Consider the following 18128-nt stretch of genomic DNA (forward strand, 5'->3'; position numbering starts at 1 on the left):
CCGCCAAACCGCGCATCATAAGCATGCTGAGCTTTGCCGCGCCACATTCGGCGCCACAGCGGGTGCAGCGGTGCCGTTGGTGTGTTGCTGAAACGCCGCCAGCCGCGCCGCAAAGGGCTCCAGCACCAGGGCTTCGTCCGTGCCGGATGCGGGCGGCACGGCGATAGCGATGCCGCTGTCGGCCATCAGCGCCTGCATTTCGGTCCGGGCAATCATGCCGTGGTCCATCAGCGCATCCACCAGCCGGTTCAGCGCACCCTGGTGCTGGCGCAGCAAGGTGCCTGCGCGCTGGTATTGCGCCTGTAGCAGCTCCTCAATGGCGGCGTTGCTGGGCCCCACATCGGTGTTGATGTGGTGGTCCATCTCCACCGTCACATCGGTGCGCGCCAGCCGGGCGCCAAAGCCGTGGTGGCGGATGTAGCGCGCGGCTTCGGCTGTTACCTGCTTGTAGTCCTGCTCGGCGCCCGTGGTGCAGGCCATTTCGCCAAACACCAGCTCCTCGGCCACGCGGCCTGCCAGGCCCACACACATCATGTCGAGCGCGTTCTGGCGTGTGGTGACCTTCAGGCCTGCAAAGCTGTTGTAGCCGCCCTCAAAAGATGCGATGTTGATCTTCACCTCCTGCGGGGCCTGGCCCAGCAGCAGGCCATAGACCAGCGCGTGGCCTGCTTCGTGCACTGCCAGCAGCGCGCGAAAGTCGGCGTTGGCGCGCTGCTTGAGGCGGTTCAGCTCCAACGTGACTGGGAGGAGGGCCTGCTGCGCCCCGGCCTGAACCACCAGGTGGCGCTTGTCCGCTGCGAGCGTGATGGGGTAGGTGGTGCCAAGCGGCAGCGCCTGCTCCAGCACCCACAGCGCGGCCTTGACCAGATTGGCGCTCAGGATGGCGTGCACCGACGAGAACAAAGGGCGCGTTCCCTGCGCCGGGAACACTGCGTTGGCATACAGCTCGTCCAGCACATCCTGCCCGATGGCAAAGCGCACGCCGCACTGGGTGGCAATGTCTTCGCAATACCGCGCGCACAGATTGCGGATGAGCTGCTCGTAGGTGGCCTTGTTGAACGACGGGTAGACCACATGCTCGTTGCCCAGCCGTGCGATCTGCTCAGGCTTGAAGCGCTCCGAGAGCGCTTTCTTCACATCAATGAGCGACAGCTTGCGTGTGAGGCGGTGGAAGATGTCGGCATCGGTGTCGCAGTCTTCCACGCGCTGCGCGGTCTCGTGGTACATCTCGTCGAGGTTGCCGCACACAAACACCAGCAGCTTGCTGTAGTCGGTTTCCCACGACGACAGCGACTGCTGGAACCGCGTGAACAGCGCCTGCACCTGCGCGGGCGGCCACTGCATGATCTCTGCCAGGGGCTCCGAGAGCTTGAGCATGCGCTTGAGTTCCTGCGCGTCCCAGGCGTCGAGCTGGAAGCGGTAGGACTTCTTGCCCGCACGATCGCCGTCGCCATCCTCGGCGCGTTCGGCCTCGTAGTGCGCATCGGCCAGCTTGCGTTCGATGTTGGTCAGCGCACTCAGGGCCGGGGGCAGGCGCCCGTCGGAGAGCAATGTCCACACGTCCTGGTAGCGTTCCACCTTCACGTCTTCGCCCTTGCGGTCCACGGTGCGAAAGCGCTGGAACTCGTCCAGCACCAGAATGCCGGGCACGCCCTCGTGGATGCCCGAGTCGCCCAACATGCCCGAGATGGACGAGCTGCGGTAGCTCGCGCCATGGCTGAAGCCGTCCATCTGCACTTCCACAAACCGGTCATAAAAGCCCAGCAGCTGCGCCAGGCGCCGCGTGAGCTGGGTTTTGCCCGTGCCGGTGAGGCCCCACAGGCAGACGATGACGGGCCGGGTGATGAGCTGCGGCAGCACATACCAGGCACGCACCGCGTCGATCACGCGGTCGATCACGTCGTCGATGCCGAACAGCTCGGTCCTGAGCTGCTCGGCAGCGTGGGCCAGTGCCTGCTGGCGCTGGGCCAGCAGTGCCCGGTGTGTAGGGGTGGGCGGGTGCTGCCCATGCGGCAGCGTTGGAGTTGGGGTTGAAAGGTCCATGTTTTCTATCGTTCTTGTCAGTCGCGCTCGGTAAAACGAGCGTTCAGGGTCGCCTTGCGCAGGGCGACGGTGTCCGCACGGCGCTGGGCGCCACGGGCTCGGATGTGTTTGCCTGCTGCGCTGGACAGGCTGCGTTGGGCCAGTGCGGCGGCCACAGGGTTTCGGGGCGGACCCGAGGCTTCGAGCTTCAGCACCAGGGGCTGCTTCATGCGGCGCAGCTTTTTGATTTCACCCTGGGCGAAGGCCCGAGACAGTTTTTTGGCACTCATGTGTGCGTTCCACAAACAAAAAACCCCGGCAAATAAGCCAGGGCTTGTGGAGCGCTGCACTGGGGTGCAGGAGGTCGCTTGTCTGCCGTGGCTGGATGCGTGAAAACACAGTCCAGCCGGGGCGGTGGACAGTGGTCAGGCGGGAGCGAACAAGGGAACAAACATAGTGGTGACCTCCAGGGCTTTCAGGGGCTGGCCGACAGGGCCACGCAGTGCTGAAAGAAGGCGCGATTGTGGCGAGGCGTGCCGCGCGTGGCAAGCGCACAGGGCGCGGCACCGGCGGATATGTCGCACAAAACGCACAGTGCAAAGGGCGGGGCGGCTCAGTCGTGGCGGCGATACGCCCAGCCTGCGGCGTGTATCCACTCCTCCTTGTCACGGATCTGCACCACCAGTTCCACCAGGTCGCGGCCCGCGTTGAGCGGCACCTGCACAGTCATGCCTGCGCGGTCTGCCGTCAGGGGCAGCAACAGCTGGCTGTCGTCCCAGAGCAGGTAGCCAGGCAGCTCCGGCAGCTCTTGCAGGGTGGCGGTCCCTGCGCCCATGGCCAGCGGGATGGAGTCGGGGGTTTCGTTGGCCAGCAGCCAGGTGCTGCCAAGCCGCGCGGACCACTGCGGCGGCAGCGGGGCCGGTGCCTTGGGCATCTGCTGTGCCATTGGCATGGTCACCCCGTAATGCCCGGCCGTGGCAGGCTCGCGCGAGAGCAGGTAGCGGCGGCCTTCGGCCTGCTCCCAGCGGTACTGGGTGCGGGGCTGCGTGTCCGACCACCACCAGCCGTCACTGCGCAGGCGCATCCCCGTGCACAGCGGCTCCCAGTCTTTGGCCTTGGCCGACCAGATCGATAGATCCACTTGCTGGCCGTCGGGCGAAGCCGCTTTCATGGGGTGGGAGGAGCAGCCGTAGATGCCCAGCACTGCCTCCACCGCCACAGAAGAGATGGTCGCGAGCGCAGGCATGGCCACCGACACCCTCGGCGGCAGCACGCGCAACTGGCCTGTTTCCTGCAGCGCACGCAGCAAGATGCCTTCGGCAATGGTGCCGGGCTTGAAGCCAGGCGCATTGCCGGTGAGCAGCAGCGCCAGCCCTGCCTGTGGCAGCACATAGAAGTCGCTGGAGTGAAACATCGTGCCGCCGCTTTTTTGCCATGCCACAAAGCCCGCCGCAGCCAGGCCTTGCTGGCGGGCACTGTCCCAGCCCAGGCCCCAGTGCCAGTCGGGGGTGAGGTTCAGGCGCATGCCCTGGTTCTGGGCGCTGCCCATTTCGGCCACACCAGCCTTGGAAACAATGCGCTGCTCATCCAGCTCGCCGCCCCGCATCAGCAAGGTGGCCAGCTTCATCATGTCGCCCGGGGTGGTGCATAGCCCGCCGGTGGCGTGGCCCATCACAAACTCCTGGCGCTGGCGCACATCGCCGATGTACCCCGGGGCAAAGCTGCCCGCAGGCAAGGGCTGCAGCGTGTAGCCCGAGCGCGCCATGCCCAGCGGGTTGAGGATGGCCGACTGCACAAACGCCGGATAGGCCTGGCCGGTGACGGCGTGCACGATGCGTTCGACCAGCGTGAAACCATCGTTGCAGTACACCGCCATGGCACCAGGTGTGTGCTTGAGGTGCATGTCGGCCAGGGCCGCCTCCAGGTCGGCCGCATAGCCTGGCTGCGGGGCAAAGGCAAACATGTGGCGGGCATAGGTGCCGGGCAGCCCTGATGCGTGGCTCAGCAGGTGCCGCACCGTGATGTCGCGGTAGCCCGGCGACAGCATGGTGAACTGCGGCAGGTAGCGCACCACGGGCGCATCCAGTTCCACCAGTTGGCGGTCCACCAGAATCATCACGGCCAGCGCCGCCAGCACCTTGCTCACGGAGCCCACGTTAAAGCGTGTGTCGGGCGTGGCGGGCGCGCGGGAGGCATCGTCCAGCACCCCAAAAGCCTCCTGCCAGACCAGGCGGTCGCCCTGCAGCAATGCGACGGAGGCCGCGCGCGCCTGGCTGGCCTGCATGGCCTGCCGGATTTCATGGCGGCCCCAGGCCTGGGTGGCCGCCAGATGGGGGCCGGGGTTGTTGCTGCCCCCGCAGCCCGACAGCAGGGCGGGCAGGGGTGTGAGGGCGGTGGCGCCCGCCCACGCCAGCCAGTCGCGGCGTGATGGTGTGCGGGGTGTTGCACGGGGCGGGGTGCGGTCGTCGGCAGCGGGCGGGAGGGCGGATGTCTGCAAGGGCATTCGGGCATTCCAGAGGGGATGCACGCCACGGAGACATCGCCAGGCGGTGCAGGAACTGTGCGCATTACATACTGAAAATGCGGGCTCTCGGATAATGCGTGCCTTCATGACCGAATCCGCGCCTTTCTCCCCCCCGCCCACCGCCCCCCGCGCCGCCCCTGCCACCCCGCCGCTGCGCATCACTTTTCCCGAATCCCTGCCCGTCTCGGGCAAGCGCGAAGAGATCATGGCGGCCATCACCAAGCACCAGGTCATCATCGTGTGCGGCGAGACGGGCTCGGGCAAGACCACGCAGCTGCCCAAGATTGCACTGGCGCTGGGCCGCGGCAAGTGCAATGCCAAGCCAGGTCAGAAAGGCCAGCTCATCGGCCACACCCAGCCGCGCCGGATTGCCGCCAGCAGCGTGGCCAAGCGCATTGCCGAAGAGCTGAACACGCCACTCGGTGACGTGGTGGGCTTCAAGGTGCGTTTTCAGGACCGCCTCAGCCGCGATGCCTCCGTCAAACTCATGACCGACGGTATCTTGCTGGCCGAGACGCAGACCGACCCGCTGCTCAAGGCCTACGACACCATCATCATCGACGAGGCGCACGAACGCAGCCTCAACATCGACTTCCTGCTGGGCTACATCCGCCAGATCCTGCCGCGCAGGCCTGATCTGAAAGTCATCGTCACGTCCGCAACGATTGATGCCGACCGGTTTGCCAAGCACTTTGAAAGTGCCAAGGGCCCGGCCCCGGTCATCATGGTCTCGGGCCGCACCTTCCCGGTGGAGCAGCGCTGGCGGCCGTTTGAAGAGACGCGCGACCACGGCCTGAACGAGGCCATCGCCGATGGCGTGGACGAGCTGTGGGCGGGCAATGCGGGCGGCGACATCCTGATCTTCTTGCCTGGCGAGCGCGAGATCCGCGAAGCCGCCGACCACCTGCGCAAACACCTGTCGCACCAGCCCGTGATGCGAAACGCCGAAGTGCTGCCGCTGTTTGCCCGCCTGTCGCAGGCCGAGCAGGACCGCATCTTCGACGGCCACACCGGCCGCCGCATCGTGCTGGCGACCAACGTGGCCGAAACCTCGCTCACCGTGCCCGGCATCCGCTATGTGATTGACGCAGGCACAGCGCGCGTCAAGCGCTACTCTTTCCGTAGCAAGGTGGAGCAGCTGCTGGTGGAGCCCATCAGCCAGGCCGCCGCCAACCAGCGCGCAGGCCGGTGCGGCCGCGTGGCCAACGGCATCTGCATCCGCCTGTACGACGAGGCGGACTTCAACAGCCGCCCGCGCTTTACCGACCCCGAAATCCTGCGCAGCTCGCTCGCAGGCGTCATCCTGCGCATGAAGTCGCTGCACCTGGGCGATGTGGGGCAGTTTCCGTTCATCGAGGCGCCCTCGGGCCGCGCGATTGCCGACGGCTACCAGCTGCTGGGCGAACTCGGCGCGGTGGACGATGCGAATGAACTCACGCCCATGGGCGTGGAGCTGTCCAAGCTGCCGCTGGACCCGCGTGTGGGCCGCATGATCCTGGAGGCGCGCGAGCGCCGCGCGCTCGACGAGGTGCTGGTCATCGCCAGTGCGCTCAGCGTGCAGGATGTGCGTGACCGCCCGCTCGAAGCGCAGCAGCAGGCCGACCAGGCGCACGCCAAGTTCGACGACGAAAAGAGCGAGTTCAGCGGCTACCTCAAGCTCTGGAAGTGGATCAACGAAGCGCGCGGCGGGGCGCCCAGCCTGCCGTCGGCGCGTGCACAAAAGGCCATGGCGCAGCAGAAGGCGCCTTCGCAGGCGCATCTGCCCGTGGCCCAGCGTGCCTTGGCGGCTGCGGCACCCGCATCGGCCGTTGCTGCCGTTTCCGCGCCCACCCACAAGCTCAGCAACCGCCAGTACGAGCAGCTGCTGCGCCAGAACTTCATCAGCATTCGCCGCCTGCGCGAGTGGCGCGACATCCACACTCAGCTGCTCACCGTGGTGACCGAGCACAAGTGGCAGATCAACACCCAGCCCGCGAGCTACGAGCAGATCCACCTGTCCATGCTCTCGGGCCTGCTGGGCAACATCGGCGTCAAGAGCGACGAGGAAGACTGGTACCTGGGCGCGCGTGGCATCAAGTTCTACAAGCACCCGGGCGCCCACCTGAACAAGAAGCCGGGCCGCTGGATCGTGGCGGCCGAGCTGGTCGAGACCACGCGCCTGTTTGGCCGGGGCATTGCCGCGATCGAGCCCCAGTGGCTGGAGCAGGTGGGTGGCCACCTGCTCAAGAAGCAGATGCTGGACCCGCACTGGGAGAAAAAAGCCGCGCAGGTCACGGCGCTGGAGCGCGCCACGCTCTACGGCATCGTGGTCTACAACAACCGCCGCGTGGACTTTGGCAAGGTGGACCCGCAGGGCGCCCGCGAAGTCTTCCTGCGCGAAGCCCTGGTGGGCGGCGAGTGGGACACCCGCCTGCCGTTCCTGGCCGCCAACCAGAAGCTCATCGCCAAGGTCGAAGAGCTGGAGCACAAGTCGCGCCGCCAGGACGTGCTGGTGGACGACGAACTCATCTACGCCTTCTACGACCAGCAGGTGCCGCAGGACGTGTGCAGCGGCACCACCTTCGAGCGCTGGTACAAGGACGCGAGCCGCGCCAACCCCGAGCTGCTCAAGCTCACGCGCGACGAACTCATGCGCCACGAGGCGGCGGGCATCACCACCAGCGCCTTCCCCAAGACCGTGCGCCTGGGCGGCGTGGACTGCACCGCCACCTACCTGCACGAACCCGGCGACGCGCGCGACGGCATCACCGTGACCATCCCGCTCTTCGTGCTCAACCAGGTGAGCGACGAGCGCTGCGAATGGCTGGTGCCCGGCATGCTCAAGGACAAGATCCAGGCGCTGCTCAAAAGCCTGCACCAGCGCCCGCGCAGCCGTTTTGTGCCGCTGCCCGAATCGGCCGCGCGGCTGGCCGAGCTGTTCAACGCGCCCGAGCGTTTTGGCACTGGCAGCCTGACGGACGCGCTGCTCAAGCAGGTGCGCGACGAGACCTCGCTCGACGTGAAGCGCGCCGACTTCAAGCTCGACATGCTCAGCCCCCACCTGTTCATGAACTTCCGCGTGGTGGACGAGCACGGCCGCCAGCTGGGCCATGGCCGCAACCTGGGCGCGCTCAAGGCCGAGTGGGGCGCCAAGGCGCGTGGTGCCTTCCAGGCGCTGGCGGGGCTCAAGCTGGGCGGCGCGGCGGCAGAGGAGCAAAAATCTGAGTCAAAAATGCCCTCTGCGCGCGATGGTAAAGCGCAAACAGCTATCAAATCAGGAGCATCTGCGTCAACACAGTCCGCGCAGGCCACCCCGCCAGTGCACGCCACCCCGTCGGCCCCCGCAGGCCAGCGCTATACCAGCTGGACGTTTGGCGAGCTGCCCGAACTCATGGAGATCAAGAAGGCCGGGCAGACGCTGATCGGCTTCCCGGCCCTGATCGACGGCGGCGACGCCGTGAGCATCGAAGTGTTTGACGAGCCCGAGGTGGCCGCCGCCAAACACCGCGCGGGCCTGCGCCGCCTGTTTGCGCTGCAGATCAAGGACGCACTCAAGTACCTCGAAAAGAACATCCCCGACCTGCAGAAGATGGCCGTGGCTTATATGCCCCTGGGCACGCAGGAAGAACTGCGCACCCAGATCATCGATGTGGCGCTGGACCGCGCTTTTCTGCTCGACCCGCTGCCCACCGACGAGTTCGCCTTCAAGCGCCGCGTGGAAGAGGGCCGGGGCCGCCTCACACTGATCGCCAATGAGGTCGCGCGCCTGGCGGGCACCATCCTCATCGAATACGCCGCCGCCGCCCGCAAGATCAAGGACACCAAGAACGCCCCGGATGCGACTGCCGACGCGCAGCAACAGCTGCAGCGCCTCGTGCCCAAGAACTTCATCGCCGTGGCCCCGTGGGCGCAGCTGGCGCACTACGCCCGCTACCTCAAGGCCATCACCCTGCGCCTGGACAAGTACCGCGCCGACCCCGCCCGCGACGCCGCCAAGCTGGCCGAACTGCGCCCGCAGGAGCAGCGCTACTGGCGCCTGGTGGCCGAGCGCAAAGGCGCGGTGGATGCCCGCATGCAAGAGTTGCGCTGGCTGCTGGAGGAACTGCGCGTGAGCTTCTTCGCACAAGAGCTGCGCACGCCCCAGCCGGTGAGCGTGAAGCGGCTGGACAAGCTGTGGGCGCAGGTGAATAGCTGATGTAAGGGGACGGACAGCAGGCGGGGCTGTGGGCGCTTCAGGTGGCTTTGCAGCGATTGCGGCCGCCCGATAACTTGCGCACTACTCACGCTCTAGGACGCATTCCAGACATTGCGGAGCGCAAATTCCGATATTGCTCTGGCTCAATGAATAGGACCTGCCATTGGCACTGCTGTCACCGCGCACTACCAGCTTGACCAGCCGGGTAGCGTCCTGGCTCGGCAACCAGGCATTAGCGGTGCCTGAGGCGTTGTGCACCACCAGGGCGGTTACAGCTGGCGTGACGCCAGCTGCCGTGACCCTGCGGCCCTTGAGCTGGGTGGGGTCGATGGTGGGACCAGCTGCATCACCCCCTCCACCTCCGCCACAAGCAGCAAGCAAGCGGGTCAGGACTACAGTGAGCGCGATTGCAGGCACTTTAAGGTGTACTTGGTCACAGTCTTTGATGGCTGTTGTTGCTCTTCCATGGTTGCTGATGGTTCGCGTTTCACGATTTCAGAATGGGTGAGGTCCTGGGCATGTGTCATTCAGAACCAGAACCCATGTGGCATGTCCGGCGCCATCCCCACTACCGACAGCGCCATGTGCCCCGGCGCCCCTGGGTCCGTGATGATCCCATTCACCTTCCCGTCCGCGTCGAACTGCCCGCCATCTTCAATGTGGAAGTCCAGCCGCAGGCGTCCTCCCTCCATCACCATCTTGCCTCCGTAGGGTTCGCTGGCGATGTTCACCCATTGACCAGTGGCGTTCTCTTTCCAGTATCCATTCACGCCCAGCGCCGGGTCCACGTACAGGCTGAAGTTCTCTCCAGTCTTACCTTGTCCCAGCTCTACCGTGAAGCTCACCAATCCGATGGGTATTTGCATGCCCGCTGGCAGGTCTTGCGGCGCATCCAGTTGTTTGAGGCTGGTGATGCGTGAATTGTCGTTGCCACTGCCCACCTTGCCGTCTTGACTGCTGGCCACCAACGTGGTGAAGGTAGGCGGTGCGTTGCCGGGGTTGCTCTCGCCCGTGGGGCTGAGCACGAAGCCTATCGAGGCCACTCCCGGCTGTTCGCTGTCCCTGACGCCGTCTCCGTTACCGTCTCCGGTGGTTGTTGTGCCACCGGGGCCAGGGATCCCTGGGGTCAGGTCTTCCACAGCGTTAGGCACGCCGTCGTTGTCTGGCACCCCGGGCGTCGGCGGGGTCACGGGTGGGGTTACCGGCGGTTCCGGGTCGGGAGTGACTGGCAAAGTACCCAGTAGCAGTTCTCCGGCCGTTGTATCACTTGCAACATTGCCAGCGAGATCGGTAACTGTCGCCACCACCTCGTAGCGCTGGTTCAGTGCCAGTGTCAGTGTGCCGCTGGCCGGCACCGCCGTAGCCAGATCCAGGCTCCAGGCACCGGCCACCGGCACGACGTCATAGGTGGCGCCGCCCACCGTGACAGTCATGGTTTCACCGGCTCCCAAGGCGGCGGCGCCCGTTAGCACCGGCGTCAAGCTTTGGCTCGACAAGGCAGCGACGGTCGGTACGGTAGCTGCTGTGTCGTAAATGTAGGCCTGGCCGAGCACAGCACCATCGTTGCCTGCCGTATCGGTGACCTTGACCAGCAGTGTGTCGCTGACGCTCAGCGTCTGGCCCCCCAGCGACCAGGCGTTATTGCCGACAGTCGATGTGGCTGCAGTCCAGGTGGCGCCGTTATTGAGCGAGACCAGCACCTGTTCCCCAGAGGCCAGGTTGGCAGACAATGTGCCGCTGACCGTCTGCGCTGCCGTCTTGGTAATGAAGTCGGTGGACGAGACTCCCGTGTCAGCCGACAAGACCACCGAGGCTACGCTCGTGGTCGGAGCGGTAGTGTCAAGCACGTAGGCCGCATTGGTTGCGGTGCCATTGTTACCGGCCACATCGCTCACTCTCAATTGCAGCGTGTTACTGCCGGCCAAAGTGACGCCGTTCCAGGTCAGCGTGGTGCCAGACACTTTGTTGGTGACGTCGGTCCAGGTGGCGCCGTTGTCAAGCGAGCCGTACACCACGTCGCCAGCGGCCGGCGCGCCGCTCAACGTGGCGCTGATGGTCTGCGCCGCCGTGTGGGTGATCAGGTCGCCCGCCACGCCGGTGTCGGCCGACAGCGCGATGCCGCTGAAGCTGATGGTCGGCGCCGTGGTGTCGAGCACATAGGCGTGCCCGTACGCGGTGCCGCTGTTACCGGCGTCGTCCACCACTCTCACCTGAAGCGTATTGCTGCCCACCAGAGTCTGGCCGGGAAGCGACCAAGCGCTGGCCCCAGTCGAGGCAGCAGCCAGCACCCAGGTGCTTTCGTTATCGAGCGATACATAGACCTTCTCGCCACCGGCCAGATTGGATACCAGCGTGCCGCTGAGGGTTTGCGCGGCTGTCTTGGTGATGAAGTCAGTAGCGGACGTGCCAGTGTCGGCCGAGAAGGTGGCGCTGGCAATGGTGTTGGTCGGCGCAGTAGTGTCGATGACCAGGTCTTTGTTCGCGCCCAAGGAACTGGCCGCTCCCGGCGTAGCCAAGGTCAGTGCGGCAGGCTGATGAGAACCGCCTGCATCAACAATCGTGGCGCCATTGAGCGTCAGCGCGCTGGTCGAACTGTAGTCGAGGTCGGCGCTGTTCTGGCCGGCGCCGACCGTGTAGACGAAGGTCAGTGTGCTGCTCCCAGAGCCACCTGAATAGGTAGCGGTGCCACCGCCATCCAGCGCCAGGGTCGGAATACCGCCGGTGGTATCAACATCCACTGCCGTGGAGAAGTCGACAGTGATGGTGACCGTCGAACCGACTGCGTATGCGCCGTCGGCCGTGCTGGCGCTGACGTTGGTGATACTGGGGTTGGAGCCGTCGACATCGACAGCGGCGGTGCTGGCAACGCTGTTGAGAGTGGTCGCGGCGCTGTTGCCAGCGGCGTCCCGCAGTGTGCCACCATTGACCGACAGTGCACCAACGGTGATACCGTTGGCGTCGACGTCGCCACTTTGAACGGTGTAGCGGAACAACAGCGCGCTTGTACCCGAGCCAGACACATAGTCGGCGTAGCGGGTGGTGGCGCCGACCACGAGGGCGATGCGTGGTGTACCCCCGCTGGTGTCTACAACAACCGCCTCGAAGAAGTTCGCCGTGAAGTCCAGTGCGGCCCCACTGTAGTAAGTGCCGTCGGCAGGCACTGTAACCGATGTTACGGCAGGGGCGGTGGTGTCGACGGTGAAGGCCAGCGCAGCCGAGGCGGCCGAAGCATTTCCGGCCGTATCGGTCGACACGACGGTGATGGTGTGGCCACCCTCCGCCAATACGCCAGTGGTCAAGGTCCAACCACCAGCGCCGGCAGTGACGGCGCCAAGCAGGGTAGCACCGTCAAAAACCGTGACGGTGCTACCGTTTTCTGCGTTGCCGGTCAATGTCGGAGTAGTGTCGCTGGTGATGCCATCGCTGTTGGACAAGCCGCTGTCGCTAGCACTGTTCAGCACCGGGGTGCCTGGCGTGGCTGGGGTGTTGGTGTCGAGCGCATAGGCCTGGCTGCGCACGGTGCCATCGTTGCCGGCAGAGTCGGTCACTCGCAGCTGCAACGTATCGCTGGCAGTCAGCGTGACGCCATTCCAGGTCAGCGCCGTTCCAGACACCTTGCTGGTGATATCAGTCCATGTGGCTCCGTTGTCGAGCGAGCCATACAGAATGTCGCCGCCGCTCAGAACATTGCTGAGCGTTGCGGTAATGGTTTGGGCCGCGGTCTTGGTGATGAAGTCGGTGGCACTGGCGCCCGTGTCGGCCGACAGCGACAGATTGCTGAAGGTGGTGGTGGGCGCGGTGATGTCGTACTGGTAGGCCTGGGATAGCACGCTGCCGTCGTTGCCGGCGGTGTCGCTGACCTTGACCTTGAGGGTGTTGCTGGCGGTGAGCGTGCGCCCCGTCAGCGACCAGGTGTTCTGGCCCACGGTGGTGGTGGCGGTGGCCCAGGTCGCGCCGTTGTCGAGCGAGACCAGCACCGACTCGCCAGCGGCCACGCTGGCCGACAGCGTGCCGCTCAGGTCCTGCGCCGCCGTGCGGGTGATGAAGTCGGACGACGAGGTGCCGCTGTCGTTGGAGAAGCTGGCCGTGTCCACGGTGGTGGTGAGCGCGGTGGTGTCGAGCGTGTAGTTCTGGGAGCTCAAGCCGCTGTCGTTGCCGGCCGCGTCGGTCACCTTGAACGCGATGGCGTTGCTGCCGGCGCCCAGCGTGGCGCCATTCCAGGTCAAGGAGGTGCCAGCCACCTTGCTGGTGACGTCGGTCCAGTGGCTGCCGCCGTCGACGGAACCCCAGACGATGTCGGTGCCGGCTGGCGCGCCGCTGAGCGTGGCGGTGATGGTCTGGCTGGCCGTCTTGGTGATCAGGTCGCTGCTGCTGGTGCCGGTGTCGGCCGACAGCGTGATGGCGGTGAAGCTGGTGGTGGGCGCCGTGGTGTCCAGCGTGTAGCTGTGCGTGTAGGCGGTGCTGGAGCCGTCGGCGTTGGTGACGCGGGCCTGGAAGGTGCTGCTGCCGGCCAGCGTGGTGGTGGTGCTCCAGCTGCTGGAGCCGACCGCGTAGGTGGTGGCGTCGCTCCAGCTGCTGCCGTTGTCGTACGACACCTGGACCTTTTCCCCTGTGCTCAGCGTGGTCGACAGCGTGCCGCTGATGGTTTGCCCGGCGGTCTTGGTGATGAAGTCGCTGCCGCTGGTGCCGGTGTCGGCCGACAGGCTGGCGCTGCTGACCGTGACCGTGGGCGGGTGCAGCACGGCCTTGACGTCGGTGATGTCGAAATTCTGGAACAGCCCGAAATCGCCGGAACTGAACACCACCTGCTTGACGTCGTTGATCGGTTTGCCCAAGCCGCCACTGGTTAACGTTTGCCAGCCGTTGGCCAGCGAGTTGACCGTCAGGGTATCCGTCGTACTGTCGGCATACGTAAAGTCTATCGTCAGGCTACCTGTCAGGACGCCGACATCAAATGAGTTGATGTCAAACGAGTAGCCAGCCGCGGCGGTGATGGTCAGCTTGATCTCGTTGGTGGGGCCTTGATAGGAGTACAAGCCGTCCGAACTATAAGAAAAATTATCTATGCCCAGCCCGCCGGCGGCGGCGCCACCTGTAAAGGTGATATTTTGGCCGTTGACCTGTTTTACGATAGTGGTGGAAGAGTAGTCGGCATCCACGCCAGTGAGGCTGATCAGGGTGAATACATCCTGATAGTCGGCAATCTCTAGGGTTTTGGTGTCGATCTTGCCTTCGTGCGCTTCTAGCGCCCAGTTGCCACCCAGTGCCGCGGCTCCCGTCAAGTCTGTTGAAGCCGCGACGTCGGCACCAGTCAACTGGGCCAGTGTCGATACGAATTGCGCGCCCCCCTCGCCGGCACCCACATCACAGGCATACACCAGCAGGTCGCCATCCGGTGTCATGGCACGGCCGATGGCGGTCAACTGCGCACTATGGGAGTCCAGTTGGTTGCCCAGCACGGTATTGCCCAGCAGCAACTGCCCTTCGCTTCCATGGGCCAGCACGTGCACCGCCCTCACGTCGCCACGCTCCCCCAGCGCCGCAGCCATTTGCTGCAAGCCATCTTCACCGGCTTTCAGCACCACCACCTCCGCACCCGGGGGCAGGCCTTTGAGCAGCGTAGCGACGTCCTGCACACGGCTGTCGACAATAAAGATTTCACGGGTATGGGTGTCAGTGGTCATGGTGGTTTGGGGAGAAAGTGGCTCTAGCGCTTATGGTTATTGTGGTGGCAGCTATCAAATCGTAGTCAGTGCAGGGGGCGCCTGGTGCTGTCGGCCCCCCTTGCGCCCATGCGTGCGCAAGGGGGGCCGACGCCGGGGAGTCCGGTAGGTCACCAAGGGGTAGCAGATGGTTGTGGATTCACGAAAGGGGACACTGGCTGCACACAGGAACCCTCTGGGCAGATCTGCGCGCGGGGGGGGCGAATAAGGGGCGTAGTTCACTGCAATGCCCTTTCTGCAGGGCGCTGTACCTTGCATTTCGAATACCAACCCGGGGTTTGGCATCACTCTGGGCAGAAGTGACCAACGGCGATATTGTTTTTTACCAGAAAGTAATTTCAACTACGAATGTTAATTTGTGGATACGAGGAACCTTCACGCCCCACCGGCAGGTTGGAGTGCCGTTGCACTGTCAGTCCACGCCATTTCGCCAGCAGTGTCCCGAAAGCGTCTGGATGTTTCGCAAAAGTATCCGCAGCTAAAAACCAATACGAAGTACCCTGAGCGCTTATCTATGAGGCCCCAATAGCTATCAATTAGATGGCAATGCAGTGGACAGCAGAAGCCCTTGCTGCGCCGCTACGGTATCGCGCAAGAATGCCCACCAGTGCACCGCAGGCGGGACGCTCCTGCGAGATGACGATGTCCGCCTCTCGGCGCTAAAGGTGCACCAGCGCTTGGCAGCGCCTGCAGGTCACCCATCAAGCCGGGATGGTCCAGCGCAAAGCGAGCCAGTTTCGATGCTCGGATCAGGTTTGCACGGTCGGCCGGCTCGGGTTGGCTTGTAGCCAATCTGCGAGCGGCCCCACTAAGGCTTTAAGCGAGGTGGGAAGGTCTCGAAACTTGCAGAACGCATGGTCCCATGCGATCACCTGCATTCCAAGTAGAGTGGCCAAAAGAAGCTATGGGCAAGTGAAGTTTGTCTTGATGTCCCTCCGGTATTTCACCAACGAGTTGGGCGTGACAGACAATGCCCTCGCGTCAAAAGCGAACAACTCTTGGGCAGCAACGAGAACAATACGATTTCTAGGGTGCGAACGGTCTAACCGCGGCTCGCTCTGCGAGCTGGCTCGAACCAGTGAGTGGCGCATTGCTGCGACGAGAATTGCTTGGCATGCATGATCATTGCCACCAGGAGTTCCTCGCGGAAGTTTCGAGGATTTTTTAGCACACCAGTTTATTAATCGGCATGTTGGGTTTGTACGCCTTCCCTAACGAAAGTGAAGCAGCTGGTTTCGGTGTGTGGAGTCATTCAAGGGTCAAGGCATGAGTGGCTGCTGCCAGCCTGAATCTGACACCTAACTCCTCCACAACCGCATGCGTTGTCGCGGCACATACGTTCTCGCCTGTGCCGAGCTGCTCTGCGTGGCAGCGTGGTCACTTTGGCGACGCAGAACCGGGCCACCCCCATTGCCCGGCCACCGCGCGGCATCTAGGCTAGTGGGCAAAAGGAGACTGTCTGCCCTATGCGTTCGCATCACAAGTTCTGGCCTCGCCGCCTGCCGCATTCCATCACCTTGCCCGCCACCTCGCTGTGGGACAACCTGGCCACCAACGCCCGGCGCTATCCGGACAAGCCAGCGCTGGTCTTTTTTGGCAGCACCGTGACCTATGCGCAGCTGGCTGCGGGGGCCGAGCGGGTGGCGGCGCGGCTGGCGGCGCTGGGTGTGCAGCGGGGCGACCGGGTGGTGCTGTGCATGCAGAACTGCCCGCAGCTGTTGATGGCGCACTTTGGCATCCTGCGCGCCAATGCGGTGGTGGTGCCGGTCAACCCCATGAACCGGGCCGAGGAGCTGAAGCACTACATCACCGACCCCGACGCCAAGGTGGCGATCACCACGGGCGACCTGGCTCCGGAGATGGCCAAGGCGAGCAATGCGCTGCACCCGTCGGAGCGCCTGGCGCACCTGGTGGTGACGCAGTTCACCGATGCGTTCGATGTCAATGTGACGGGCGCCGATGCGCCGCCCGAGGCCTGGGCCGAGTGGCTGGGCACCCGGCACCCGCTGCCCGTGCTGGAGGGCGGCGAGGCCCATGCGTGGGCAGACGCCGTGGCCTGCTCCGACACCCCTCCGGCGCTGGCGGTAGGCCCGCACGACCTGGCGCTGCTGCCCTATACCAGCGGCACCACGGGCCTGCCCAAGGGTTGCATGCACCTGCACAAAAGCGTCATGCACAACGCGGTGGCGAGCAGCCTGTGGGGCAGTGGGTCGGCCGACAACGTGACGCTGGCCGTGGTGCCCATGTTCCACATCACCGGCATGGTGAGCGTGATGCACACGTCCATCTACTGCGGTGCCACCCTAGTGATCATGCCCCGGTGGGACCGTGACTTGGCCGGACGCCTGATCTCGCGCTACCGGGTGACCACCTGGACCAACATCCCCACCATGGTCATCGACCTGCTGGGCAGCCCGAACTTTGCCAGCTACGACCTGTCGAGCCTGGCCTACATCGGCGGCGGTGGGGCGGCCATGCCCCAGGCGGTGGCGCAGCGCCTGCTGGAGCAATATGGCCTGCGCTACGCAGAAGGCTATGGCCTGACCGAAACGGCAGCCCCGTCGCACGCCAACCCGCCCGACAATCCCAAGCAGCAGTGCCTGGGCATCCCGTTCATGAGCACGGATGCGCGGGTGATTGACCCCGACACCTTGCAGGAAGTGCCCGTGGGCGAGCAGGGCGAGATCATCATCCACGGCCCCGAGGTGTTCGAGGGCTACTGGAAACGGCCCGATGCCACGGCGTCGGCCTTCATCGAGTTCGAGGGCAAGCGGTTCTTCCGCTCGGGTGACCTGGGGCGCATGGATGAGGACGGCTATTTCTTCCTCACCGACCGGCTCAAGCGCATGATCAATGCGAGCGGCTTCAAGGTGTGGCCCGCTGAGGTGGAGGCGCTGATGTTCCGCCACCCTGCGATCCAGGAGGCCTGCATCATCTCTGCCAAGGACAGCTATCGGGGCGAGACGGTGAAGGCGGTGGTGGTGCTGCGCGCATCCCACAAGGACACCACCGAGCAGCAGATCATCGACTGGTGCCGCGAGAACATGGCGGTGTACAAGGTGCCGCGCATCGTGCAGTTTGTGCCAGCGCTGCCCAAGAGTGGTAGCGGCAAGGTGATGTGGCGCACGCTGCAGGAGCAAGAGGCTGCGTAGCCACTGGACAGGACGAACGGGACTAACGAGTGAAGGGCTGCCGGTGCGCAGCCCTTTCTTTTGACGGGTGGGGCAGGGCGGGGTGGGGCTGCGTCAGGACGCAGCCGACGCAAGGGTCAGCTCGCCCAGGTCCCGCTCCAGCAGGGCCGGGTCGCCCAGTTGTAGCTCGATCAGGCGGCGCAGGTGGGTCACGCTGTCCAGGTCGATGCCCCGGCACAGCAGGCCAGTGTGCAGCCCGTGTACATGGGCCACCTCGGTGGACATGGCGATGTGGTTGCCGGTTTCGGCCAGGGGGATGGTGATCTGGCAGAGCATGCCGGGCTCCAGCTCGGCCTGCGCAGGCACCGTGATCAGGGCGCCCTTGAGTGACAGGTCCAGCACATGCACGCTGAACGCATCGTGGGAGGTGGTGAGCAGGGCCGGCGCGTCAAAGCTGACGCGGACAAAGTGGCGGCGTTCATGGGGCATTGCTGTCTCCTGAGCGAGGCGTGGTGGGCACATGCTACTCCAACCACCGTCTGGTCAGATTGCCT

The 18128-nt window shown here is 64.8% G+C and carries 7 protein-coding genes; 2 read left to right on the plus strand and 5 right to left on the minus strand.

Annotated features, from left to right (window positions below; all coding sequences use genetic code 11):
* Positions 1-15: 15 nt before the first annotated feature.
* The 3 genes from AvAM_RS21250 to AvAM_RS21260 all read right to left on the minus strand — a co-directional run bounded on the left by AvAM_RS21250 (position 16) and on the right by AvAM_RS21260 (position 4525).
* On the minus strand, positions 16-2043 hold the full coding sequence (locus AvAM_RS21250; protein WP_137748943.1) for an AAA family ATPase: 2028 nt from the start codon (positions 2041-2043) through the stop codon (positions 16-18).
* 17 nt (positions 2044-2060) lie between these two features.
* Entirely contained in the window at positions 2061-2312 is a 252-nt protein-coding gene (locus AvAM_RS21255) for a hypothetical protein (RefSeq protein WP_137748944.1), read from the minus strand.
* A 323-nt stretch (positions 2313-2635) separates the two neighbouring features.
* Positions 2636-4525, minus strand: a complete 1890-nt coding sequence (locus AvAM_RS21260; protein ID WP_137748945.1) for a serine hydrolase — start codon at positions 4523-4525, stop codon at positions 2636-2638.
* Between the two features lie 106 nt (positions 4526-4631).
* On the opposite strand from AvAM_RS21260, the gene hrpA reads away from it, so the two are divergent.
* Complete coding sequence (gene hrpA / locus AvAM_RS21265) at positions 4632-8720, plus strand: ATP-dependent RNA helicase HrpA (protein WP_137748946.1); 4089 nt, start codon at positions 4632-4634, stop codon at positions 8718-8720.
* A gap of 527 nt (positions 8721-9247) precedes the next feature.
* Here hrpA and AvAM_RS21270 read toward each other — a convergent pair.
* A complete protein-coding gene (locus tag AvAM_RS21270) occupies positions 9248-14404 on the minus strand; it encodes an Ig-like domain-containing protein (RefSeq protein ID WP_137748947.1) in 5157 nt (1718 codons plus the stop codon).
* A 1505-nt stretch (positions 14405-15909) separates the two neighbouring features.
* Between AvAM_RS21270 and AvAM_RS21280 the strand changes: the two genes are divergently transcribed.
* Positions 15910-17595 (plus strand): long-chain fatty acid--CoA ligase, encoded by a 1686-nt coding sequence (locus AvAM_RS21280; RefSeq protein ID WP_137748948.1) that lies wholly within the window; start codon positions 15910-15912, stop codon positions 17593-17595.
* Between the two features lie 93 nt (positions 17596-17688).
* On the opposite strand, the gene AvAM_RS21285 is transcribed toward AvAM_RS21280, so the two are convergent.
* Positions 17689-18063 carry a PilZ domain-containing protein gene (locus AvAM_RS21285; protein WP_137748949.1) on the minus strand — a complete coding sequence of 125 codons (375 nt, stop codon included), beginning with the start codon at positions 18061-18063 and terminating at the stop codon, positions 17689-17691.
* Positions 18064-18128: the final 65 nt, after the last annotated feature.

Source organism: Acidovorax sp. NB1 (assembly GCF_005405905.1).
In the GTDB taxonomy this organism is placed as follows: Bacteria; Pseudomonadota; Gammaproteobacteria; order Burkholderiales; family Burkholderiaceae_C; genus Acidovorax.

Bases quoted from the DNA above. Each gene is read 5' to 3' on its own strand.
- AvAM_RS21255 (WP_137748944.1), bottom strand. From the start codon at position 2,312: ATGAGTGCCAAAAAACTGTCTCGGGCCTTCGCCCAGGGTGAAATCAAA.
- hrpA (WP_137748946.1), top strand. From the start codon at position 4,632: ATGACCGAATCCGCGCCTTTCTCCCCCCCGCCCACCGCCCCCCGCGCC.
- AvAM_RS21285 (WP_137748949.1), bottom strand. From the start codon at position 18,063: ATGCCCCATGAACGCCGCCACTTTGTCCGCGTCAGCTTTGACGCGCCG.
- AvAM_RS21270 (WP_137748947.1), bottom strand. From the start codon at position 14,404: ATGACCACTGACACCCATACCCGTGAAATCTTTATTGTCGACAGCCGT.
- AvAM_RS21250 (WP_137748943.1), bottom strand. From the start codon at position 2,043: ATGGACCTTTCAACCCCAACTCCAACGCTGCCGCATGGGCAGCACCCG.
- AvAM_RS21280 (WP_137748948.1), top strand. From the start codon at position 15,910: ATGCGTTCGCATCACAAGTTCTGGCCTCGCCGCCTGCCGCATTCCATC.
- AvAM_RS21260 (WP_137748945.1), bottom strand. From the start codon at position 4,525: ATGCCCTTGCAGACATCCGCCCTCCCGCCCGCTGCCGACGACCGCACC.